We start from the raw sequence: 20,431 nt of genomic DNA, 5'->3' as shown, positions 1-20,431 counted from the left end.
CGCGCATCAGGCGAGGATGCCGGCCTCGACGAGGGCCGAACGCACCGCGTCGTGGCAGCGCTCGTCGAGCGGCGTGAGCGGCAGGCGGATGCCGCCCTGCATCTTGCCCATCGCCTGCAGCGCCCATTTCACCGGAATCGGGTTCGCTTCGATGAACAGGTTCTTGTGCAGCGACAGCAGCTTCATGTGCAGCGTGCGCGCCGTCGCCACGTCGCCGGCCAGCGCCGCGCGGCACAGGTCGCTCATCGCACGCGGCGCGACGTTCGCCGTCACCGAGATGTTGCCGTGGCCGCCGAGCAGCATCAGCGCGATCGCGGTCGGGTCGTCGCCGCTGTAGATCGCGAAATCCTTCGGCGCGGCCTTGATCAGGTGGGCGGCACGGTCGATGTTGCCCGTCGCTTCCTTGATGCCGATGATGCCGGGCACCTGCGCGAGGCGCAGCGTCGTCTCGTGCGCCATGTCCGCCACCGTGCGGCCCGGCACGTTGTACAGGATCACCGGCAGGTCGACCGCTTCGGCGATCGCCTTGAAGTGCCGGTACATCCCTTCCTGCGTCGGCTTGTTGTAGTACGGCACGACCTGCAGCGTCGCGTCGGCGCCGACCGCCTTCGCCTGCTTGGTCAGCTCGATCGCCTCCGCGGTCGAATTGCCGCCCGCGCCCGCGATGATCGGGATGCGTTTGGCCGCATGCTCGACCGCCGTGCGGATCATCAGCACGTGTTCTTCGACGTTGAGCGTTGCCGACTCGCCGCTCGTGCCGACCACGACCAGCGCATCGGTGCCTTCCTCGATGTGCCAGTCGATCAGTTTGCGGAACGCCGGCAGATCGAGACTGCCGTCTTCGAGCATCGGGGTGACGATCGCGGGGATGCTGCCGCGGATTTGAATGCCGTCTTGGGTGCCGTTAGCCATGAAACGCGATTGATTGATGTACCGGTAAACGTTGAGATTGTAGCGGATTAGCCGCGCAGTTCGTAACGTGGAATTCCCGCCCCTGCCGTCGCGGGTGCGCACTCGCGCACCGCGCAGATGCGCTGAACGAACGCGGCGCGCGGCCCGGCGACGAATCCGTCCTCGTACGCGACCACCCGCAGATGCCCGCGCACGACGTCCAGCAACTCGCCCGGCGCGAGCAGGAATGCCGGATTGGACGGCTTGCCGACCGTTTCGTTTCCTTGCGCGAAGGTTTCGTAGATCAGCACGCCGCCCGGCGCCACCGCATCGACCAGATGGGGCCAGAGCGGCCGATGCAGGTAATGGGTGACGACCACCGCGGCAAACGACGCGCCGGCCGGCAACGGCCACGGCGCGCCTTCGAGATCGGCTTCGCGCACGTCCACGCCGGGAATCGTGCGCAGCGCCGCGAGCGCGGCCGGATCGCGATCGAGCGCGACGACGGCGTGCCCGCGCGACGCGAACCAGCGCGCGTGGCGGCCGCCGCCCGCGGCGACGTCGAGCACCGCGCCGCCCGCCGGCGCCAGATGCGACCAGCGCGCGACCCAGCCTGACGGCTCGGTCGCGGCGACGTGGCAGCCGGCGGCCGCGATGATGGGTTCGCGCATGCGCTCGACTCAGGTGTACGACAGGCCCATTGCCTCGCGCACGTCGCGCATCGTCTCGACCGCGTGCTTGCGCGCCTTGTCGCAACCGTCCGCGACGATTGCGCGCAGCAGCGACGGATCGTCCATGTACTTCTGCGCACGCTCGAGCATCGGCTGCTGTTCGCGCAGGATGCCTTCGACGACCGGCTGCTTGCAGTCGAGACAGCCGATGCCGGCCGAACGGCAGCCGTTCTGCACCCACTCGTGCGTGGTGGCGTCGGTATAGACCTGATGCAGTTGCCACACCGGGCACTTGTCGGGATCGCCCGGATCGGTGCGGCGCACGCGCGCCGGATCGGTCGGCATCGTGCGGACCTTCTTGGTGATGGTCTCCGCATCCTCGCGCAGGCCGATCGTGTTGCCGTACGACTTCGACATCTTCTGGCCGTCGAGGCCCGGCATCCGCGACGCTTCGGTCAGCAGCGCCTGCGGCTCGACGAGAATGATCTTGCGCGCGCCTTCGAGATAGCCGAACAGCCGCTCGCGGTCGCTCATCGACAGGCTCTGCGATTCCTGCAACATCGCGCGCGCCTGCTCGAGCGCCTCGTCGTCGCCTTCCTGCTGGTATGCGTTGCGCAGCTCGTGATAGAGCTTCGCACGCTTGCCGCCCAGCTTCTTCGCCGCCTCGAGCGCCTTCTCCTCGAAGCCCGGCTCGCGGCCGTACAGGTAGTTGAAGCGGCGTGCGATCTCGCGCGTCATCTCGACGTGCGGCACCTGGTCTTCGCCGACCGGCACCAGCGAGCCGCGATACAGCAGGATGTCGGCCGCCATCAGCACCGGGTAACCGAGGAAGCCGTAGGTCGACAGATCCTTGTCCTTCAGCTTCTCCATCTGCTCCTTGTAGGTCGGCACGCGTTCGAGCCAGCCGAGCGGCGTGCTCATGCCGAGCAGCAGCGCGAGCTCGGCATGCTCGGGGACCTTGCTCTGGATGAACAGCGTCGCCTGGGTCGGATCGATGCCGGACGCGAGCCAGTCGATCAGCACGTCCCACACGTTCTTCTCGATGACCTCGGGCGTTTCGTAGTGCGTCGTCAGCGCATGCCAGTCGACCACGCAGAAAAAGCACGGGTACTCGGACTGCAGCTTCACCCAGTTTTTCAGCACGCCGTGGTAGTGGCCGAGGTGCAGCGACCCGGTGGGTCGCATGCCGGAGAAAATACGATCTGGGAACATGGTTGTCGTTAGAAAAGCGAGGCGAAGGGGGACAGGATGGCGCTCAGCACGCCGGCTGCGGCATTCACGAGCGGACGCAGCCAGAAGTTCGTCAGCACGCCGGTCATGACCAGCAGCAGCACGATGATGAAACCGTACGGCTCGATGCGCGACAGCGCGATCGACTGCTTCGGCGGCAGCAGCGCCGCCAGGATGCGGCCGCCGTCGAGCGGCGGCAGCGGAAAGAGGTTCAGCACGCCGAGCACCAGGTTCGCGCTGACGCCCGCATAGGTCATCCGCGTGAAGAACGGCTCGTCGATGCCGGCGGCGGCCAGCACGACGGTCAGCATGCCCCACAGCAGCGCCTGCACGAAATTGCAGGCCGGCCCCGCGAGCGACACCCACAGGCTGCCCCAGCGCGGATTGCGCAGATTGCCGAACGATACCGGCACCGGCTTCGCATAGCCGAACAGGAACGCGCCGCCGGTCAGCACGTACATCGCGAGCGGGATCGCGATCGTGCCGAGCGGATCGATGTGCCGCATCGGATTGAACGACACGCGCCCCATCACGTACGCGGTGTTGTCGCCGAGCAGCCGCGCGGCATAGCCGTGCGCGGCCTCGTGCAGCGTGATCGCGAAGATCACGGGCAGCGCGTAGACGGCGATGGTCTGTATCAGGGAAGCATCCATATCGCGTTATTGTAACAAGCGCGCTCGCGCAAAAATGAATGGCGCTTACGCGGCCGACAACCCGAACGGTTCGAGCGCGCCGCGCCCGGCGCGCACGAGCTGCGGCGCGTCGCCCGTCAGGTCGATCACGGTCGACGGTTCGCGCGGGCACGCGCCGCCGTCGATCACCAGATCGACCTGCTTCTCGAGCCGCGCGCGGATGTCCTCCGGATCGTTGAGCGGCTCGTCGTCGGGCGGCAGGATCAGCGTCGTGCCGAGCAGCGGCTGGCCGAGCGATTCGAGCAGCGCGAGCGTGATCGCGTGATCCGGCACGCGCAGCCCGATCGTCTTGCGCGACGGGTGCGACAGCCGGCGCGGCACCTCCTTCGTCGCCTGCAGGATGAACACGTAAGGGCCCGGCGTCACCGACTTGATCAGCCGGTACTGGCGGTTGTCGACCATCGCGAAATTGGCCAGCTCCGACAGGTCGCGCACGAGCAGCGACAGATGCTGCTTCTCGTCGAGGCCGCGAATCCGGCGCACGCGCTCGACCGCGTCCTTGTCGTCGAGGTGGCACGCGAGCGCGTAGCTCGAATCGGTCGGCATCGCGATCACGCCGCCCTTGCTGACGATGTCGGCGGCCTGCTTGACGAGGCGCGGCTGCGGATTATCGGGATGAATCCTGAAGAACTGGGACATGGAGGCACGTAAAGAGGAAGGAGTCGGAGCGCGCCCGGGCGGCCGCGCGAACGGCGCGCGGCGCGCGGCCGCGCCGCGTCAGAGCCAGCGCTCCCAGACCGGTTTCAGGTCGGACGGCAACGGCGGCAGGCTGCCGAGCTCGACGCGACCTTCGCCCGGTGCGTGGAAATCCGACCCGCTCGACGCCTCGAAGCCGAAGCGGCGCGCGACGTCCGCGTATTCGCGATATTGATCGGGCGTGTGGCTGCCCGTAATGACTTCGATCGCGCGGCCGCCGAGATCGATGAATTCCGCGAAGAAGGCGTCGAACTCGACCGGCGTGTAGCGGTAGCGCCCCGGATGCGCGATCACGGCCTCGCCGCCGGCCGCGCGAATCCACGCGACCGCGTCGGACAGCGTGGCCCAGCGATGCGCGACGAAGCCCGGCTTGCCGTCGCCGAGCAGGCGGTCGAACACGTCCGTCAGCGATTCGGCGTGGCCGTTCTCGACCAGGAAGCGCGCGAAATGGGTGCGCGAGATCAGATCGGGGTTCGATACGTACTTCAGCGCGCCTTCGTAGGCGCCCGCGATGCCGAGCGTCTCGAGCTGCGCGCCGATCGCCCGCGCGCGCGCCGCGCGGCCGTGGCGGGTTTGATAGAGGCCGTCGATGAGCGCCTGGTTCGACGGATCGATGTTCAGCCCGACGATGTGCACCGTGCGCGACGCCCACGTGACCGAAATCTCGACGCCGCTCAGGTAACGCATGCCCAGCGCTTCCGCTTCGCGACGCGCCGCCGCCTGACCGCCGAGCTCGTCGTGGTCGGTCAGCGCCCACAGGGTCACGCCGCCCGCATGGGCGCGGCGCGCGACGTCGGCAGGCGACAGCAACCCGTCGGAAACATTCGAATGGCAGTGGAGATCAGCGTTCATTGTCGGTATGGCAGGTGAAGCTTCATTCTACTGCAATGCGGCAATTGCGCTGGCCGCCTGCCCTGCCGCCGACGCCGCCGGCTCACGCGCAGAACGCCTCGATCAGCGCCGCGATCTGCGCCGGCTGGTCGTGATGGACCATGTGGCCGGCATCCTCGACGAGCTTCTCGCGCCAGTCGGCGAACGCGGCGAAGCGCGCCTTGAACTCCGGCAGCGGAATGTCGCCGGCGAGATACGCGAGCGTCGGCGAATTGACGGCCTCGACGTGCAGCACCTTCGCGCGCACCTGCTTCCAGATCGCCATTACCTCGTCGAGCCGGTACAGCTGCGGGCCGACCATCTTGTGGGCGGGATCGGCCAGCAGGTGGTACTGGCCATCGTCGCCGCGCTTCGACCAGTGCGCGGCAAGAAACGCGGCGCGACGCGGATCGAGGCGCGGATTCGTCTTGATCAGCCGGGCCGCCACGTCGTCGAGCGACGCGTAAGGACGCAGGACCGGCGGCTCGCGCAGCTCGTCGAGCCAGTTGCGCAGGCGGCGCGGCGCCTGTTCGGCGCGCGCCGGCGCGAGCCCGAAGCCTTCGAGGTCGACCACGCGCCGGACGCGCTCGGGCCGCACGCCCGCATACATGCAGACGACGTTCGCGCCCATGCTGTGCCCGACCAGATTCACTTCGCCGGTCGGCGCGTAGTGATCGACGAGCGCATCGAGGTCGCCCAGGTAGTCGTGGTACCAGTAATGGCCGCCGCCCTGCCGTGCGACCGGCCAGTCGGACAGGCCGAAGCCGCGCGCATCGGGCGCGATCACCTGCCAGTCGCCCGCCAGCGCCTCGACGACGAACTGGAACGACGCCGCGACGTCCATCCAGCCGTGCAGCATGAACAGCGTCGGCGCATCGGGCCGGCCCCAGCGCCGCACATGCAGCTTGACGCCGCGCACCGTGATGAAATCGGAAACAGAACTCGACATACCCATTGCAACCGCCAAAAAAGAATGATCGTTCGATTATAGCGAGGGCGCCAATTTTCCGGCGTGCCGCTGTCCGGGGCGCCGTCGAGGCGGCGCTCTAGCGGTGCGGCCGCATGGGCTGAGAGGCGCACCCGGCGCATCGACCGCGCCGGGCACCGCCGCGCGGGACGGAACGCGCCGCGTGTCGTGACGACGCGTGCTGGCCTCACGGACATCACGGCGATTTTTCGCAGCGTTCGCAGCACGCATCGACCGCGCGGCCCGGCTAACCCGCTGCGCTGCCGCTTGCCGCGTCGTGTGCGGCCAGTTCGTCGAGTTCCGCCTGCTCGAAGCCCGCCGTGCGGCGCGCCTCGAAATTGAACGGGCCGCGCAGCCGCGGCGCGTGGTACTGCACGGCGAGTTCGCGGTACGCGCTGACCGGATCGCGGCCGGCTTCGTCGCACAGGTGCCGAAACCAGCGATTGCCGATAGCGACGTGGCCGATTTCGTCGCGCAGGATCACGTCGAGGATCGCGGCGGACGCATCGTCGCCTGCCTGCACGAGCCGTGCGCGGATCGGCGGCGACGCGTCGAGCCCGCGCGCCTCGAGCGTGCGCGGCACCAGCGCCATCCGCGCGAGCACGTCGTCGCGGGTCCGCTCGCACATTTCCCACAGGCCGTTGTGTGCAGGGAAATCGCCGTATGCGTGACCGAACTCGGCGAGCCGCCCGCACAGCAGCGTGAAATGATGGGCCTCTTCCGCGGCGACCTTCAGCCAGTCCGCGTAGAACGCCTGCGGCATCGCGGCGAAGCGCCATACGGCGTCGAGCGCGAGGTTGATCGCATTGAACTCGATGTGGGCGAGCGCGTGCAGCAGCACCGCGCGCCCCGCCGGCGAACGCATGCTGCGCCGCTCGAGCTGACGCGGCTCGACCAGCGGCGGGCGCGCCGGCCGGCCCGGCAGCCCGGCCGGCTCGTCGAAGCGGAGCGCCGGCGCGATCACGGCCAGGCCGGCAAGCCAGGCCCGCTGCAGCTCGCCGACTTGCGCGGCTTTCGCGACCGGCTCGCATACGCGCAGCGCGTCGAGCGCGGCGCGGCGCACGCAGACCGGCGCCGTGGCGGATTGGGAAGACTCGATGCTCATCGAACGGGAATCGTCCATGCACGGCGCGAGAGCGCCGGCACGCGACGGTTTACAATAGAGGTTTGTGCCGCGCCGCATCCATCGCGTCGCGCCCGGCACGCCAGACGCGTCATTCTACCGGCGCCCATCATCGAAGAGACCAGGAGACTCCGTGACGATCTACAAACTGGGCGATACGGCCCCGACGATCCACGAAAGCGTGTTCGTCGCCGATACGGCGGCCATCATCGGCAAGGTCGTGCTCGAGCAGAACGCGAGCGTGTGGTTCGGCGCGACGATTCGCGGCGACAACGAGACGATCACCGTCGGCGCCGGCAGCAATGTCCAGGAAGGTGCGGTCCTGCATACGGACCCCGGTTTCCCGCTGACGATCGCCGAGAACGTGACGATCGGACATCAGGCGATGCTGCACGGCTGCACGGTCGGCGAAGGTTCGCTGATCGGGATTCAGGCGGTGGTCTTGAATGGTGCGGTGATCGGCCGCAACTGTCTGGTCGGTGCCGGCGCGGTCGTGACGGAAGGCAAGACGTTCCCGGACAACTCGCTGATTCTCGGCGCACCGGCGAAAGTCGTGCGCGAGCTGTCGGCAGACGACATCGCGCGGTTGCGCGCCAATGCGAAGACGTACGTCGAGCGCCGTGCGCATTTCAAGGAGCAACTCGTGCGGATCGGCTGATCCGCGCGGATTTCAAGGAACCAGAGTGAGCGACCAGTTACAGAAATTCATGTTCAATTCGGCACCCGTGCGCGGCGAGATCGTGTCGCTGCGCAACACCTGGCAGGAGGTGCTGACCCGCCGTGACTACCCCGCCCCGGTGCGCACGGTGCTCGGCGAGATGATGGCCGCGTGTGCGCTGCTGTCCGCGAACCTGAAATTTCACGGCACCCTGATCATGCAGATCTTCGGCGACGGGCCGGTCCAGATGCTGGTCGTCCAGTGCAGCTCGGACCTGTCGATGCGCGCCACGGCCAAGTTCGCCGGCGAAGCCAGTACGATCGGCGACGACCTGGCGTTCGCGTCGCTCGTCAACGCGAGCGGCCATGGCCGTTGCGTGATCACGCTCGACCCGGCCGACAAGCTGCCGGGCCAGCAGCCGTACCAGGGCATCGTGCCGCTGAACGGCGTCGACGGCCCGCTCGAATCGGTGTCGCAGGTGCTCGAGCACTACATGCACCATTCGGAGCAGCTCGACACGCGCCTGTGGCTCGCGGCCGATCGCGACCGCGCGGTCGGCATGCTGCTGCAGAAGCTGCCGGGCGACGGCGGCATCGTGCCGCGCAATGCCGAGACCGACGCCGACACGTGGGAGCGCGTCTGTACGCTCGGCGGCACGATGTCGGCGAAGGAGCTGCTCGAAGTCGAGCCGGAGGTCGTGTTCCGGCGCCTCTTCTGGCAGGAGAACGTGCAGCACTTCGAGCCGGCCGGCACGCGCTTCCAGTGCACGTGTTCGCGCGAAAAGGTCGGTGCGATGCTGCGCATGCTGGGCCGCGACGAAGTCGACAGCGTGATCGTCGAGCGCGGCCACGTCGAAATCCACTGCGAGTTCTGCAACCAGCGCTACGAATTCGATCCGGTCGACGTCGCGCAGCTGTTCGCCGCGCCGGAACTCGGGACGAGCATCACGCCCGCGACCGAACAGCGCCACTGAGCCTGCAGCCTCGCGTCCCGACTCGCGAGTGCGACGTCGGCGCGGGCGCATAATGGAGGCACTCGCAACACGGGGCCGGCGCCGACGCATCACCGGCCCGGCCTCAGTCACAAGCCGCTTGCCGCGGGCCTTGCCCGCGTCCGGCGCGCCGCTGGAGAAACCCATGCATCAAACCTTCCGCACGCTCCTTCTGACCGGCATCGCAGCCGGCACGCTGGCACTCGCCGGCTGCGCGGTGCAGCCGCCTTCGTCGACGATCCTGAGCCGTCTGCCCGAGCCGGGCGCAGCCGGCGGCCAGCCGCCGACCTTGTCGAGCGCCGAGCGCAAGCGCTACGACGAGATCGATCGGCAGGCGATGCGCGAACAGCACGAAGCGATGGCGGCCGAAGCCGCGGCGCGTGCGTGGGCGAATTACACGCCGCCGCCGGTGAACTTCTACGGCGGCTATTCGAGCGGCGGCTGGGGAAACCGGTGGGGCACCGGCGTGACCTACGGCTATCCGGGCTGGTGGTGGTGACACCCGAGCGCGGCGGCGGCTTCGATTGAAAACCGTCGGGAAATAAAAAAGCGCGGTATTTCCCGCGCTTTTTCAATGATTCGGCTGCCCGCAGCGCTCAGTGATGAGCGCCCTTCTTCTCGCCACCGTGATGTCGTGACGGCCGCGCGATCGACTGCGGATTCGGTACGACGCGCACCGGCGCCGAGGACACCGCGCCGCGCGTCGACGTGCTCGACGGCGTGTTGTTGAGCGGCAAGGCCGGCGCGTTCGGCGACACGAACTGCACGAACACCTCGCCGTCCTTCACCATCCCCATCTCGTAGCGCGCACGCTCCTCGATGGCCGCGGTGCCGCTCTGCAGATCCTGCACCTCACCGGCGATCCGCTCGTTGCGCAGCTTCTCGTCCGCGTTCTTCTGCAGCTGGTCGCCGAGCTGCTGGCGCAGTTCGTGCACCCGCAGCCAGCCGCCGTGTCCCCACCATAGGGGGTACTGAATGAGCGCCAGCAAGGCAATCAGGACGACAGTGACAAGCCGCATGTAAGAGACGCAGATATAAGAAGCGCCGCTCAGCGCATGTGCACAGAGCGGCGTCGAGATGACGAACCCGATAGTAGCGCGTTAGCGCAGGTTATAGAAAGCCGATTTGCCCGGGTAGCTGGCGATGTCGCCGAGGTCTTCCTCGATACGCAGCAGCTGGTTGTACTTCGAGATGCGATCGCTGCGCGACAGCGAACCCGTCTTGATCTGACCGGCGTTCAGGCCGACCGCGATGTCCGCGATCGTCGAGTCTTCCGTTTCGCCCGAGCGGTGCGAAATCACGGCCGTATAGCCCGCGCGCTTCGCCATTTCGATCGCCGCGAACGTTTCGGTCAGCGTACCGATCTGGTTGATCTTGATGAGGATCGAGTTCGCGATGCCCTTCTCGATGCCTTCCTTCAGGATGCGCGTGTTCGTGACGAACAGGTCGTCGCCGACCAGCTGGACCTTCTTGCCGAGGCGTTCGGTCAGCAGCTTCCAGCCGTCCCAGTCGCCTTCGTGCATGCCGTCCTCGATCGACACGATCGGGAACTTGTCGGCCAGCGTCGCGAGGTAGTCGGTGAATTCGGCCGACGACAGTTGCAGGCCTTCGCCCGCGAGCTGGTACTTGCCGTCGTGGTAGAACTCCGATGCCGCGCAGTCGAGCGCGAGCAGCACGTCTTCGCCCGCACGGTAGCCGGCCTTTTCGATCGCCTGCAGGATCGTCGACAGGCACTCGTCGTTGCTGCCGAAGTTCGGCGCGAAACCGCCTTCGTCGCCGACTGCCGTGCTCATGCCGCGGTCGCTCAGGATCTTCTTCAGCGCGTGGAACACTTCCGCGCCGCAACGCAGCGCTTCGCGGAACGTCGGCTGGCTGACCGGCACGATCATGAATTCCTGGATGTCCAGGCTGTTGTTCGCGTGCGCGCCGCCGTTCACGATGTTCATCATCGGCACCGGCAGCTGCATCGCGCCCGAGCCGCCGAAGTAGCGGTACAGCGGCAGGCCGGCTTCTTCGGCCGCTGCCTTCGCGACGGCCATCGACACGGCCAGCATCGCGTTCGCGCCGAGGCGCGACTTGTTGTCGGTGCCGTCCAGCTCGAGCAGCGTCTTGTCGAGGAACGCCTGTTCCGACGCGTCGAGGCCCATGATGGCTTCGGAGATTTCGGTGTTGATGTGCTCGACTGCCTTCAGCACGCCCTTGCCGTTGTAGCGGCCGGCTTCGCCGTCACGCAGTTCGATCGCTTCGCGCGAGCCGGTGGACGCGCCCGACGGCACCGCCGCACGGCCCATCGTGCCCGATTCGAGCAGCACGTCGCATTCGACGGTGGGGTTGCCGCGCGAATCCAGAATCTCGCGGCCGATGATATCTACGATTGCACTCATGGGTTTCCTCTGAGAATGACGATGGATTCTTCAAGCTGCGACGGCACGCGTGCCGAACCTGCTGTCGCTACAGACGCGCGAAGCCGCCGCAAGGTTCATTCGGTCTTAGTTGAAATCGTTTTCCAGCAGCGGATTGCGCTTCACCGCCTGGTCGAGCGTGACGAGCGTCTCGAGCAGCGCGCCCATCCGGTGCAGCGGCACCGCGTTCGGGCCGTCGGACTTCGCTTCGGCCGGATTCGGATGCGTTTCCATGAACAGGCCGGCGACACCCGTCGCGACCGCGGCGCGCGCGAGCACCGGCACGAATTCGCGCTGACCGCCCGAGCTCGTGCCCTGCCCGCCCGGCAGCTGCACCGAGTGCGTCGCGTCGAACACGACCGGCGCATTCGTTTCGCGCATGATCGCGAGCGAGCGCATGTCGGACACGAGGTTGTTGTAGCCGAACGAGACGCCGCGCTCGCACGCCATGAAGCGGTCTTCCGACAGACCGGCTTCGCGTGCGGCGTCGCGCGCCTTGTCGATCACGTTCTTCATGTCGTGCGGCGCGAGGAACTGGCCTTTCTTGATGTTGACCGGCTTGCCCGAGCGCGCGCACGCGTGGATGAAGTCGGTCTGGCGGCACAGGAACGCGGGCGTCTGCAGCACGTCGACGACCGACGCGACCTGCTCGATCTCGTCGATCGAATGCACGTCGGTCAGCACCGGCAGGCCGAGCTGGCGCTTCACCTCGCCGAGGATGCGCAGCCCCTCGTCCATTCCGAGGCCGCGAAACGACTTGCCCGAGCTGCGGTTCGCCTTGTCGTAGGACGACTTGTAGATGAACGGAACGTTCAGCTTCGCGCAGATTTCCTTCAGGCGGCCCGCGGTGTCGATCGTCATCTGCTCCGATTCGACGACGCAGGTACCCGCGATCAGGAAGAAGGGCTGGTCGAGGCCGACCTCGAAATCGCACAGCTTCATGCTTCTGCTCCGCGCGCTTGCTTGTTGGCGAGCGCCGCTTCGACGAACGACTTGAACAGCGGATGACCGTCACGCGGCGTCGACGTGAATTCCGGGTGGAACTGGACGCCGACGAACCACGGGTGCATCGAACGCGGCAGTTCCATCATCTCCGGCAGATCCTCGCTCGGGGTACGGGCGCTGATGATAAGGCCGCCGGCTTCGAGCTGGGGCACGAAGCGGTTATTGACTTCATAACGGTGGCGATGGCGCTCGTTCACGTCCTTGCCGTAGATCTCTTCGGCCATCGTGCCGGGCTTGATCGGGCAGCGTTGCGAGCCGAGCCGCATCGTGCCGCCGAGATCGGACGACTCGGTGCGCGTCTCGACCTTGCCTTCGCGGTCGTACCACTCGGTGATCAGCGCGACCACGCGTTCCGGCGTGTCCGGATCGAACTCCGTGCTGTTCGCCTGTTTCAGGCCGACGACGTCGCGTGCGAACTCGATCACCGCGAGCTGCATGCCGAGGCAGATGCCGAGATACGGCACTTTCGCCTCGCGCGCATAGCGGATCGCCGCGATCTTGCCTTCCGTGCCGCGACGGCCGAAGCCGCCCGGCACCAGCACGGCGTCGAGATGCTTCAGGCTGTCGACACCGTTCGACTCGATCTCTTCGGAGTCGATGTACTCGATGTTGACCTTCGTCGACGTGTGCAGCGACGCGTGGCGCAGCGCCTCGATCAGCGACTTGTACGACTCCGTCAGATCGACGTACTTGCCGACCATGCCGATCGTCACTTCGTGCTTCGGGTGCTCGAGCTTCTCGACGAGCTCCGACCACATGCTGAGGTCGGCTTCCTTCGGCGACAGCTTCAGTTCGTCGCAGATGATCCGGTCGAGGCCCTGGTCGTGCAGCATCTGCGGAATCTTGTAGATGCTGTCGGCATCCCACACCGAAATCACCGCGTCTTCCGGCACGTTCGAGAACATCGAGATCTTCTTCGACTCGTCGTCGGGAATACGGCGGTCCGCACGGCACAGCAGCACGTGCGGCAGGATGCCGATCTCGCGCAGCTTCTGCACGCTGTGCTGGGTCGGCTTCGTCTTCAGCTCGCCGGCCGTCGCGACGTACGGCACGAGCGTCAGGTGCACGAAACATGCGCTGTTGCGGCCGAGGCGCAGGCTCATCTGGCGCGCGGCCTCGAGGAACGGCAGCGATTCGATGTCGCCGACCGTGCCGCCGATCTCGACGATCGCGACGTCCGGCTCGCCGCAGGTGGCCGATGCCGCGCCGCGCTCGATGAATGCCTGGATTTCGTTCGTGATGTGCGGGATCACCTGCACGGTCTTGCCGAGATAATCGCCACGGCGCTCCTTGCGGATCACCGATTCGTAGATCTGGCCCGTCGTGAAGTTGTTGGCCTTGCGCATCTTCGTGCTGATGAAGCGCTCATAGTGGCCGAGGTCGAGGTCCGTCTCCGCACCGTCTTCCGTCACGAACACTTCGCCGTGCTGAAACGGGCTCATCGTGCCGGGGTCGACGTTGATGTAGGGATCGAGTTTGAGGAGGGTGACTTTCAGACCGCGCGATTCGAGGATCGCGGCGAGGGAGGCGGCGGCAATACCCTTGCCGAGGGAAGAAACTACGCCGCCGGTGACGAAAACATATTTGGTCATCGCTGAATGCTCGCGGGAAAAACGGATTATACCGTAAAGCCCGCCCTTCTCTCAGCAATTGACGTGATGATCGCGCCCTTTCGCGCAGTGCCGCGCCAGCCGTGCGCGGCCGGGCGAAACGACCGGCCGGCCGGTGCGGCGGCGCCTTGCGCTGCGCGGCGCGGCGGACGCCGCGTCAGCCCCGCTGCACGAGCGCCGCGCGATCGCGCGGCCCGTCGCCCTCCGCCGCTTTCAGCGAATTCAGCATCCGCTGCAATGCGCGGGCCGTCTCGATCGGCCGCTCCATCGGGAACAGATGGCTGCCCTCGAGCCACTCGATGCGCCCGTGCGCGGCCCGGTGCGTCGCATCGAGGCCGACCTGGCGCACTTCGCGCGAGCGCGTGCCGGCGAGAAAGCCGACCGGCACCGGCGCGCCGTGCGCGAGCCGCGGACCGAGCGTGTGCGGCAGCGTGCGGTAGATCAAGTATTCGACCTGGCGGTCGAACGCGAGCGTGCGCGCGCCGTCGGCGCCGGCCTGCGGAATGCCGTAGTCGATGTAGTCGGACAGCATGCGCTCGTCCCAGCGCGCGAACGCGGGCTTCTCGCGAAAGTGCCGCCACGCTTCGTCGCGGCTCGCCCAGTGCGTGCGCCGCTTGCGCGTCGCGGCCGCCGGCGACAGCCGCTCGTCGAGCCCGGCCCATTGGCTCGCGCGCAGCGCACCGGCGCGCCATCCCGCGATGATCGGCGAATCGATCATCACGACGCCGCGCACCCAGTGCGGTTTCTTCAGCGCGGCCATCAGCGACAGGTAGCCGCCGAGCGAATGGCCGACGAGCCACACCGGGCGCTCGTAGCGGCGGCCGATGTCGTCGAGCAACTGATCGACCAGATGCGGCCAGTCGCGCGTCACCGGATAGCGGCGGTCATGACCGATGCGCTCGATGTAACGCAGCTCGTAATCGTCTGCCAGCTCGGCGAAGATGGTCCGGTACGTCGATGCCGGAAAGCCGTTCGCATGCGAGAAGTGGAGGATGTCCTTCAAATGCCGATGTCTCCTGTGTCGGCACGCGCCGCGCGTCGCACCGTTATCGCGCCCCGTGCCGCGCCGTCGGCGCTGGCGCACCCGACGCGGCCTGTTTTTGCTCGACGCTTCGGTGCGGCGCTCACCGATCCATCCAGTAACGTCGCCGCGCGTCGCGATACCGTTCGAACGTGAAACCCCCGTTCGACGGCGCGACGTCGAACCGCACGGCGCCGTCGCGATCGGTGCGCGGCAGCGGGATTGCGCGCGCCTCGTAGCGGGCAAGGACCGAGCGGTGCGGATGCCCGAAGCGATTGCGATAGCCTACAGGAAATACCGCGACGCGCGGCTCGACCGAATCGAGGAAAGGCTCGACCGACGATGTGCGGCTGCCGTGGTGCGGAACGACGAGGATTTGCGCGGCGAGCGCGTCGCGCGAGCCGGCGACGAGCCGGCGTTCGGCGCGTGCGTCGAGGTCGCCGGTCAAGAGCGCCGACGTGCCGGCCGCGTCGATGCGCAGCACGCATGACTGCTCGTTCGACCGGCCCGATGCGATGCTGGACGGCCACAACATCGTGAACACGACGCCGTCCCAGGTCCACCGCTGGCCGGCCGCGCAGGGCACGCGATCGGTGACGCCGGCCGCCTGCGCATCGCGCCACAGCCGGTGTTGCGGCACGATGCCGGCGAGCAGCTGGCGAACCTCCGTGCCGGCATAGACGGCCGCCGCGCCGCCCGCATGATCGGCGTCCCCATGACTGAGGACGAGCGTATCGACGACGCGGATGCCGCGTGCGCGCAATGCCGGCAAGACGATCCGCGTGCCGGCATGGGTCGACTCGGGCCCCGGCCCCGCATCGAACAGCAGCGTTCGCCGGGCGGTCTCGACCAGCACCGACTCGCCCTGCCCAACGTCGAGCACGGTCAGTCGGAAGCCGCCGGGCGGCGGCGCATCGGGGGCCGGCGCGACGAGCGGCAGCCATGTGATCGGCGCGGCCCAGCGCAGTGGCCAGCCGCGCGGCATCAGCGCCCACGCTGCGCCCATGCACGCGAGCGCGAGCACCGGCCAGTCGGGTATGCGCAGCCAGAACACGCCGGCCGGCCAGTCGGCGAGATGGCGGAGCAGCGTCATCATCGGTCCGAGCGCCGCATGCGCGAGCCGGAACGCGTACGCGTCGAGCGGCGCCGGCAGCGCGACGCCGGCCAGCACGAGCGGCGTCACGACGGAGCTCACCCACGGAATCGCGAATGCGTTGCTGAACGGCCCCGATACCGACATCTGCGCGAACCACGCGGCGGTCAACGGCGCGAGGCCGATCGTCACCGCGTACTGCACGCGGGTCGCGTCCGCGAGCCGCTGCGCTGCACGCTTGCACCATGCGTGAAGCACGCGCCGACGATCCTGCGCAACGCGCTGCTGCGTCGCGTCGCTGCTGCCGTCGCCAGCGCCGTCGTCAGCGCGTTCGATTTCCGGCGTCGCTCGCCAGCCCGCGACGGTCAGCAGGATCGCGGCGACCGCTCCGAACGACAGCCAGAAGCCAGCCGACAGCACGGCCCATGGATCGACCAGCAGCACGCCGCCGAGGGCCGCGCACAACACCGCGGATGTCGGCGCGCTGCGCCCGGCGAGATAGGCTACCGCTGCGGTTGCGATCATCCACCAGGCGCGCTGCGCGGGCACGTTGAAGCCGGCCAGCGCCGCATAGCCGCCGGCGGCCGCGAGCGATGCCAGCGACGCCGCGTAAGGCGCCGGCACCGCCAGCGTAACGGCGCGCCGGCGCCAGCGCAGACGCCGCCACACGAGCGACGCGATCCCGCCCGCGAGCGCGCCGACGAAGCCGACGTGCAGCCCCGAGATCGCGACCAGATGACTCGTGCCGGTATTGCGCAGCACGCGCCAGTCGTCGTCGCCGATCACGGCTTGATCGCCGACCGCGAGCGCGGTAATGATGCCGCGATGGCGCGCTTCGTCGCCGAGCGCATCTCCGATGCGCATGCGCAGCGTGTCGCGCATCCGGTCAATCGACGCAAGCCATCCCGATGCTCGCTCGTCGAGCAAGATTGCGCGCTCGGGCGCGACGACGTAGCCGATCGCGCGAATGCCGGCGGCAAGCCACGCGGCCTCGCTGTCGCGCACACCGGGATTGGCCTCCGCATGCGGCCGCTTCATGCGCGCGACGAGCCGCCAGCGCTGCCCGCCGTGCAACGCGGGCAGCGTGCCGCGCGCTGCGGGCTCACCGTAGCTGCGCCACGACAAGCGGATCAGCGGCGCGAAGCGGGCCAGCGCCGCATCGTTCGACTCGACCGCGAGCAGCAGCCGCGCGCCGGTTTCGTCGATGGCCGGCAAGCCGCGGATCACGCCCGTGACGACGATGTCCCGCCCTTCCCACTCGACGGGCAGCCCATCGCGCAGCCGCCATTCGGCGCGGGCGGCCGCATAGCCGAAGCCGACTGCAGACGCGATGCACGCACAAAGCACCCAACGGAGCGCGACGAGCGGGCGGCTCCGAGCGCACCGCGCCGACCCGACGTACGCCGCCCCGCATACGACCACCATGATCGCCGCGCCGGCCCAGCCGCCCGCCCCCGGCAACGCCGCCTGCCGCTGCAGCACGACGACGCCGAGCGCGAACGCGATCCACCACACGCGCATCGCGCCTCCTTCGTCCATCCGGCGCCGCCGTCATCGGCGCGCGCACCACGTGACGACGATTATGCGGACGAAAGTGCGAGGCGCGGCAGCGCGGCGAGCGCGTTGGCCGTTGTGGATAGGGACAGCGCGTGGGGGTCGAGGCCGCGCAGTTCGGCGAGCACGGCGCCGATGCGCGGCACCTGGTCGGGCGTATTGCGCGACTTGTACGCCCATTCGGGCGCGATGTCGGGCGCGTCGGTCTCGACGACGATCGCATCGAGCGGCAGCTGCGCCGCGAGCCGGCGGATCTGCAACGCGCGCCCGAACGTCACGTTGCCGCCGAAACCGAGATGCAGCCCCTGGGCGAGATACGCATCGGCCTGCTGGAAGCTGCCGTTGAACGCATGCGCGATGCCGCGCCGCACGCCGAAACGGCGCAGCTCGGCCAGCACGCGATCCTGCGACTTGCGCACGTGGCACAGCACCGGCAGATCGAATTCGCGCGCGAGCCTGAGCTGCCCCTGATAGAAGAATTGCTGCCGTTCTTCGTCGAGCCCCGGCACGAAGTAGTCGAGGCCGATCTCGCCGATCGCGACGAAGCGCGGATCGTCGACGCTCGCCTCGATCTCCATGCGCAGCCGGTCGAGATCCGCGTCGCGCGCGTGCGGCGTGAACAGCGGGTGGATGCCGAGCGCATAGACGGCGCCCGGCGTGCGCTGCGCAAGCTCGCGCACGGTCGTGAAATTGTCGCGCCCGACGCTCGGGATCACGATGCGCGACACGCCGGCCGCGCACGCCGCCTGCGCGACGGCGTCGCGATCGGCATCGAATTCGCCGGCATCGAGATGGCAATGCGTATCGATCCACATGGCTAGCTTCCCTCCTCCGTCGCGATGCGTCGCCCGGCCGCGCATGCGGCGCGAGCGTGCGCTCACGCCGGCTGCGCCGGCTCCTCGTGCAGCACGCCGTCGCGCAAGCGCATGATGCGGTCGCAACGCGCGGCGAGCTCCGGATCGTGTGTGACGATCACGAAGCTGGTTTCGAGCGTCTCGGACAATTCGAGCATCAGGTTGAACACCGTGTCGGCCGTCGCGCCGTCGAGGTTGCCGGTCGGTTCGTCGGCGAGTACGCAGGCCGGCTTCGTCACCAGCGCGCGCGCGATCGCGACACGCTGCCGCTCGCCGCCGGACAGCTCGCCCGGCCGATGCTTCGCACGCGGGCCGAGCCCGACGCGCTCGAGCATCGCCTGTGCCTGCGCGCGCGCGTCCTCGGTGGTCATCCGGCGAATGCGCAGCGGCATCGCGACGTTGTCCAGCGCCGTGAACTCCGGCAGCAGATGGTGGAACTGGTAGACGAACCCCAGCGCGCGATTGCGCAGGTCGTTGCGCTCGCGCTCGGCGAGCTGCGTAAACGGCTTGCCGAGCAGCGACACTTCGCCGGCGCTCGGCTCGTCGAGGCCGCCCAGCACGTGCAGCAGCGTGCTCTTGCCGGAGCCCGACGCGCCCACGACCGCGAGCTTCTCGCCGCGCCGCACCGTCAGCTCGGTGTTGTTGAGCACCTGCACGTTGAAGCCGCCCTGCACGAACGCCTTCGTGATCCCGCGCGCCTGAAGCACGTATTCCTGCATACCAGCCGAATCCTGTCTGATGGGTTGTCGTGAATCCGCGAATGCGGTCGCGCGGTCATTCATAGCGCAGCGCCTCCGCCGGCTTCACCTTCGCGCCGCGCCAGCTCGGGTACAGCGTCGCGACGGCCGACAGCACGAACGCGATCAGCCCGATCTTGATCACGTCGCCGGCGACGAGTTCGGACGGCAGCTCGCTGATGAAGTACACCGACGGCGGCAGGAACTGCACGCCGAACAGATGCTCGATCATCGGGATCAGCCACGGAATGCTCCATGCGATCAGGCAGCCGAGCGCGACGCCCGACGCGGTGCCGACGAAGCCGATCGTCACACCCTGCACGACGAAGATCTTCATGATCGAGCTTGGCTGCGCGCCGAGCGTGCGCAGGATCGCGATGTCGGCCTGCTTGTTGGTCACCGTCATCACGAGCGACGACACGAGGTTGAACGCGGCCACCGCGATGATCAGCGTGAGGATGATGAACATCATCCGCTTCTCGATCTGCACGGCCGAGAACCAGGTCTTGTTCTGCTGCGTCCAGTCGCGGATGTAGAGGCTGCCCGACAACGTGTGCGACAGCTCGACCGCGACCTGCGGCGCCTTCTGCATGTCGCTGAGCCGCAGCCGCACGCCGGTCGGCGCGCTCATCCGGAACAGCGCCTCGGCGTCGCGGATGTCGATCATCGCGAGCGTGCTGTCGTATTCGTAATGGCCCGATTCGAACACGCCGACGACCGTGAACTGCTTGAGCCGCGGCATCATCCCGGCCGGCGTGATCGTGCCCTCCGGCGCGACCAGCGTGACCTTGTCACCGACCGTCACGCCGAGATTGCCGGCGAGCGCATCGCCGAGCACGATGCCGAACTGGCCGGGCACCAGCGCGTCGAGGCGGCCGGCCTTCATGTCCTTGCCGATGTCGGACACCTGCGGCTCGAGCGACGGCTCGACGCCGCGTAGCATCACGCCGCTCACCGCGTCCTGGCGCGTGAGCAGCGCCTGCGCGTCGACGTACGGCGCCGCGCCGATCACCGACGGATTGCGCCGCGCCTCCTGCGCCGTGAGTTGCCAGTCCGGCATCGAGCCGGTCGGCGAAAACACCTCGACGTGCGCGAGCACCGACAGCATGCGGTCGCGCACCTCCTTCTGGAAGCCGTTCATCACGGACAGCACGACGATCAGCGCCGCGACGCCAAGCGCGATCCCGAGCATCGATACGAGCGCGATGAAGGAAATGAAGCCGTTGCCGGTCGTGCGTTTGCCGGCGCGCGTATAGCGCCAGCCGATCTGCCATTCGTACGGAAGTTTCAAGCGAATCCTTTCTGCTGGTTACGGCGGGTTCTGCGGGTGACGGCGGGGACGGGCAACGATCCGGCGCGGTGCGCT

General features: G+C 68.0%; 20 protein-coding genes. 3 read left to right on the top strand and 17 right to left on the bottom strand.

Annotation, left to right across the window (positions count from 1 at the left end):
- Positions 1-6: 6 nt before the first annotated feature.
- From dapA to MBR110_RS07580, 8 genes are all read right to left on the bottom strand, one after another.
- On the bottom strand, positions 7-912 hold the full coding sequence (dapA, locus tag MBR110_RS07615; RefSeq protein ID WP_046428328.1) for a 4-hydroxy-tetrahydrodipicolinate synthase: 906 nt from the start codon (positions 910-912) through the stop codon (positions 7-9).
- 47 nt (positions 913-959) lie between these two features.
- Positions 960-1,562 carry a class I SAM-dependent methyltransferase gene (locus MBR110_RS07610; RefSeq protein WP_034192436.1) on the bottom strand — a complete coding sequence of 201 codons (603 nt, stop codon included), beginning with the start codon at positions 1,560-1,562 and terminating at the stop codon, positions 960-962.
- Positions 1,563-1,571: 9 nt separating this feature from the next.
- Positions 1,572-2,774, bottom strand: coding sequence for a tryptophan--tRNA ligase (locus tag MBR110_RS07605; protein WP_011885386.1), 1,203 nt, complete (start codon positions 2,772-2,774; stop codon positions 1,572-1,574).
- Between the two features lie 8 nt (positions 2,775-2,782).
- A complete protein-coding gene (locus MBR110_RS07600) occupies positions 2,783-3,445 on the bottom strand; it encodes a site-2 protease family protein (protein WP_011885387.1) in 663 nt (220 codons plus the stop codon).
- A 45-nt stretch (positions 3,446-3,490) separates the two neighbouring features.
- A complete protein-coding gene (locus MBR110_RS07595) occupies positions 3,491-4,123 on the bottom strand; it encodes an L-threonylcarbamoyladenylate synthase (protein WP_011885388.1) in 633 nt (210 codons plus the stop codon).
- Positions 4,124-4,201: 78 nt separating this feature from the next.
- Positions 4,202-5,032, bottom strand: a complete 831-nt coding sequence (locus MBR110_RS07590; RefSeq protein ID WP_011885389.1) for a 3',5'-nucleoside bisphosphate phosphatase — start codon at positions 5,030-5,032, stop codon at positions 4,202-4,204.
- Positions 5,033-5,114: 82 nt separating this feature from the next.
- Entirely contained in the window at positions 5,115-6,005 is an 891-nt protein-coding gene (locus tag MBR110_RS07585) for an alpha/beta fold hydrolase (RefSeq protein ID WP_011885390.1), read from the bottom strand.
- Between the two features lie 259 nt (positions 6,006-6,264).
- Complete coding sequence (locus MBR110_RS07580) at positions 6,265-7,122, bottom strand: ferritin-like domain-containing protein (protein WP_043291336.1); 858 nt, start codon at positions 7,120-7,122, stop codon at positions 6,265-6,267.
- A 151-nt stretch (positions 7,123-7,273) separates the two neighbouring features.
- Between MBR110_RS07580 and MBR110_RS07575 the strand changes: the two genes are divergently transcribed.
- From MBR110_RS07575 to MBR110_RS07565, 3 genes are all read left to right on the top strand, one after another.
- Complete coding sequence (locus tag MBR110_RS07575) at positions 7,274-7,798, top strand: gamma carbonic anhydrase family protein (protein WP_011885392.1); 525 nt, start codon at positions 7,274-7,276, stop codon at positions 7,796-7,798.
- A 25-nt stretch (positions 7,799-7,823) separates the two neighbouring features.
- The gene (gene hslO / locus MBR110_RS07570) at positions 7,824-8,771 is read left to right on the top strand and encodes an Hsp33 family molecular chaperone HslO (protein WP_059668749.1); all 948 of its coding nucleotides are present in this window, start codon (positions 7,824-7,826) and stop codon (positions 8,769-8,771) included.
- A gap of 163 nt (positions 8,772-8,934) precedes the next feature.
- Positions 8,935-9,288, top strand: coding sequence for a hypothetical protein (locus MBR110_RS07565; RefSeq protein WP_011885394.1), 354 nt, complete (start codon positions 8,935-8,937; stop codon positions 9,286-9,288).
- A gap of 97 nt (positions 9,289-9,385) precedes the next feature.
- On the opposite strand, the gene ftsB is transcribed toward MBR110_RS07565, so the two are convergent.
- The 9 genes from ftsB to MBR110_RS07520 form a co-directional block, all read right to left on the bottom strand.
- A complete protein-coding gene (gene ftsB, locus MBR110_RS07560) occupies positions 9,386-9,808 on the bottom strand; it encodes a cell division protein FtsB (protein WP_011885395.1) in 423 nt (140 codons plus the stop codon).
- 81 nt (positions 9,809-9,889) lie between these two features.
- Complete coding sequence (gene eno, locus MBR110_RS07555) at positions 9,890-11,173, bottom strand: phosphopyruvate hydratase (RefSeq protein WP_011885396.1); 1,284 nt, start codon at positions 11,171-11,173, stop codon at positions 9,890-9,892.
- A gap of 105 nt (positions 11,174-11,278) precedes the next feature.
- Positions 11,279-12,133, bottom strand: coding sequence for a 3-deoxy-8-phosphooctulonate synthase (kdsA, locus tag MBR110_RS07550; protein WP_011885397.1), 855 nt, complete (start codon positions 12,131-12,133; stop codon positions 11,279-11,281).
- Complete coding sequence (locus MBR110_RS07545) at positions 12,130-13,788, bottom strand: CTP synthase (protein WP_011885398.1); 1,659 nt, start codon at positions 13,786-13,788, stop codon at positions 12,130-12,132. The genes kdsA and MBR110_RS07545 overlap by 4 nt, the downstream gene beginning before the upstream one ends.
- A gap of 175 nt (positions 13,789-13,963) precedes the next feature.
- The gene (locus tag MBR110_RS07540; RefSeq protein WP_011885399.1) at positions 13,964-14,809 is read right to left on the bottom strand and encodes an alpha/beta fold hydrolase; all 846 of its coding nucleotides are present in this window, start codon (positions 14,807-14,809) and stop codon (positions 13,964-13,966) included.
- 121 nt (positions 14,810-14,930) lie between these two features.
- Positions 14,931-17,441, bottom strand: a complete 2,511-nt coding sequence (locus MBR110_RS07535) for a DNA internalization-related competence protein ComEC/Rec2 (protein WP_181709258.1) — start codon at positions 17,439-17,441, stop codon at positions 14,931-14,933.
- Positions 17,442-17,500: 59 nt separating this feature from the next.
- The gene (locus MBR110_RS07530; RefSeq protein WP_011885401.1) at positions 17,501-18,289 is read right to left on the bottom strand and encodes a TatD family hydrolase; all 789 of its coding nucleotides are present in this window, start codon (positions 18,287-18,289) and stop codon (positions 17,501-17,503) included.
- A 62-nt stretch (positions 18,290-18,351) separates the two neighbouring features.
- A complete protein-coding gene (gene lolD / locus MBR110_RS07525) occupies positions 18,352-19,110 on the bottom strand; it encodes a lipoprotein-releasing ABC transporter ATP-binding protein LolD (protein WP_011885402.1) in 759 nt (252 codons plus the stop codon).
- The gene (locus MBR110_RS07520) at positions 19,103-20,356 is read right to left on the bottom strand and encodes a lipoprotein-releasing ABC transporter permease subunit (protein ID WP_014723277.1); all 1,254 of its coding nucleotides are present in this window, start codon (positions 20,354-20,356) and stop codon (positions 19,103-19,105) included. The genes lolD and MBR110_RS07520 overlap by 8 nt, the downstream gene beginning before the upstream one ends.
- Positions 20,357-20,431 lie beyond the last annotated feature (75 nt).

The organism is Burkholderia sp. MBR-1, assembly GCF_013822785.1.
In the GTDB taxonomy this organism is placed as follows: domain Bacteria; phylum Pseudomonadota; class Gammaproteobacteria; order Burkholderiales; family Burkholderiaceae; genus Burkholderia; species Burkholderia vietnamiensis.
The sequence above is the reverse complement of the archived record's forward strand: the minus strand, read 5'-3'. Positions and strand labels throughout refer to the sequence as shown.